We start from the raw sequence: 2,031 nt of genomic DNA, 5'->3' as shown, positions 1-2,031 counted from the left end.
CCATTTCAAGGTCGTTATGGCATTTCGGTAAGGGATCTAGGAGAAGTGCCTGATGCTCCTGTATTTCGCACCCGCGTGGATTGGTATGTGGGATTTGCTGTATTGCAAAGCCGCGCTGCTGGCCGCCTGTACAACATCAGCCCTGCTGGGGCTTAAGGAGAATCACCATGACTTATGGAAACGGCAACCCATTAATTGACGCTGAAACCACCTTGGTGGGCTGGACTAACCGCAGTGCTATCCGCAATAGCGAACGCACTTACCTTTCAGGAGAAGAGGTAATGCTGCAAACAAAACTTGATGCTGCATCTCGTTTTGCTCTTGTTGCAAATAACCCTGGCAGTGAAATGCCAATTGAAGTAAAGGTATCTTTTGCGCCCTTGCTGCGTGATGGAACTATTGGCACCTGGGTAGATGGGGCAACTGTTGCATTGCCATCAGAAGGAGGGCGGGTAGAAGCGTATTTGTGCGGTCACAACATCACGCTGGATGCTGCTGATCTTGCAGATCTTGATTTACCCGCGGTGTGTTTTGCAAAAGCAGAAGTGCTACCAATAACACCAGAAGGAATGCACGTTGGTTTAACCGCCACGATTGCTGCTTGATGACAGCTGAAAGTCCTGCACTCGGCCCCTTGGGCCTCGGCCCTGTGGGTCTTGGCCCCTTGGGTCAGGTGCGTATTTATCAAGGTGCGCAGCACAGATTCATCTGGCCTGTACATCTCGCTGGCTGGCTCGAACTCGGCTGGACAACAGAACCAGGTGCTACACCAATGGCTGCACCAGGGGGTACGCCAAGGGCGACATCAGGGGTTACATCAGGGGCCATTGGCCCAGGGGTTACATCAGCTCCCCGCAAGAAACGTGCGAGCTCTAGCCCCAGTGGGGCAAGCACCAGCTCGGCAACAGCAGATGAAACGCTACCTGTATTGGTAACGGACTTGCTGGTTGAACCAAGCGTGCCTACAGATGCATGATCTCCGCTTACCAGAACTAACAACTGCTGGCGTTAGGCCAACACAGATTCGTTTAGTCGTTCCTGCTGGTTGCCCTGGCGAAAATGTCTGGGTGCCACCAAATGAAGTAAAACGCTGGGAAAATATTGGCTACACTCGCGGTAATGTTCCGGCTGATAAATTAGAACTCTCCTGGCTTGATACTCCAGCTAAGTTAAATGGTGTTTACTCTTATGTTATTGAGCTAATCCTTAATAGTGCTGTAACACCAGCAAAAACAGTTGATATTAACTGGGGTGATGGCATAACTGAAACGCTTGATTGGGGTAACGGCCGTCATACGCACACCTACGCAGAAAGAAAAGAATATAATGTGAAAGTGATATTCATAAAGGATGCAGAAGCAATTAGTGCGGAGCTCAAACTATCGCTTGCTGGCTGCTCAATCTGGCAACCACCATCTAATCCAGATTCTGGTGGTGGTGGCTCAGGTGGTGGTGGTATTGGCCCTGCTGTTCTTAAGCCATTAATTCCTGGCGTTGGTTTAGTTGGCAATAACTACGACGGCCAAACGCAAGAAACTTGGACTGTTGCCCGTTGGCTTGGCGGTACAAGTCATGGTGGCGTTCCAGCCGCTGATCCAACTGTTCCTGCTTTCCTTAAAAGTGATGGCAGCTGGGCAATGCCAGCGGGTATGGGAACCCGTTGGTTTAACGGTAATGGTGCCCCTGGGATAATTCCAGAAGCAAAAGCTGGTGATTATTACCTCGATGGCGTATCAGGAATTTTCTATCTACTAGGGGCTTAAAGCAATGGCTTGGCTAAAAGGAGCCAACCTAAAAGGACCTGCAGGCCCCACTGGAGCCGCAGGTCCTGCTGGACCAGTGGAGATTGCATCAGCCAGCAGGCTTGGTGGGATCAAGGTAGGTACTGGCCTTGCGATTGATGCAACTACTGGTGTGCTTAGCTCCAGTATTGCCGGTAATTACCTAGTAAAAACCGGTGATGCAATGACCGGGCCCCTGCGCCATGCAAATTCAGGTGGCGTATCAACATTTAATGGTACAGATGTATAT

General features: G+C 50.5%; 4 protein-coding genes. All 4 read left to right on the top strand.

The annotated features are described in order from the left end of the window. The first annotated feature begins 167 nt into the window (after nt 1–167). Nucleotides 168–605 (top strand): hypothetical protein, encoded by a 438-nt coding sequence (locus tag KB557_RS11130; protein WP_255134212.1) that lies wholly within the window; start codon nt 168–170, stop codon nt 603–605. After that, complete coding sequence (locus tag KB557_RS11125) at nt 605–976, top strand: hypothetical protein (protein ID WP_255134211.1); 372 nt, start codon at nt 605–607, stop codon at nt 974–976. The genes KB557_RS11130 and KB557_RS11125 overlap by 1 nt, the downstream gene beginning before the upstream one ends. After that, entirely contained in the window at nt 969–1,763 is a 795-nt protein-coding gene (locus KB557_RS11120) for a hypothetical protein (RefSeq protein ID WP_255134209.1), read from the top strand. Before KB557_RS11125 ends, KB557_RS11120 begins: the two co-directional genes overlap by 8 nt. A 4-nt stretch (nt 1,764–1,767) precedes the next feature. After that, on the top strand, nt 1,768–2,031 hold a 264-nt coding region (locus KB557_RS11115), incomplete at its 3' end, for a hypothetical protein (RefSeq protein WP_255134207.1).

It is taken from the genome of Synechococcus sp. Cruz CV12-2-Slac-r (assembly GCF_024346075.1).
GTDB lineage: Bacteria > Cyanobacteriota > Cyanobacteriia > PCC-6307 > Cyanobiaceae > Synechococcus_D.
Note: the sequence above shows the minus strand (reverse complement) of the source record. Positions and strands in the feature narration are given on the sequence as shown.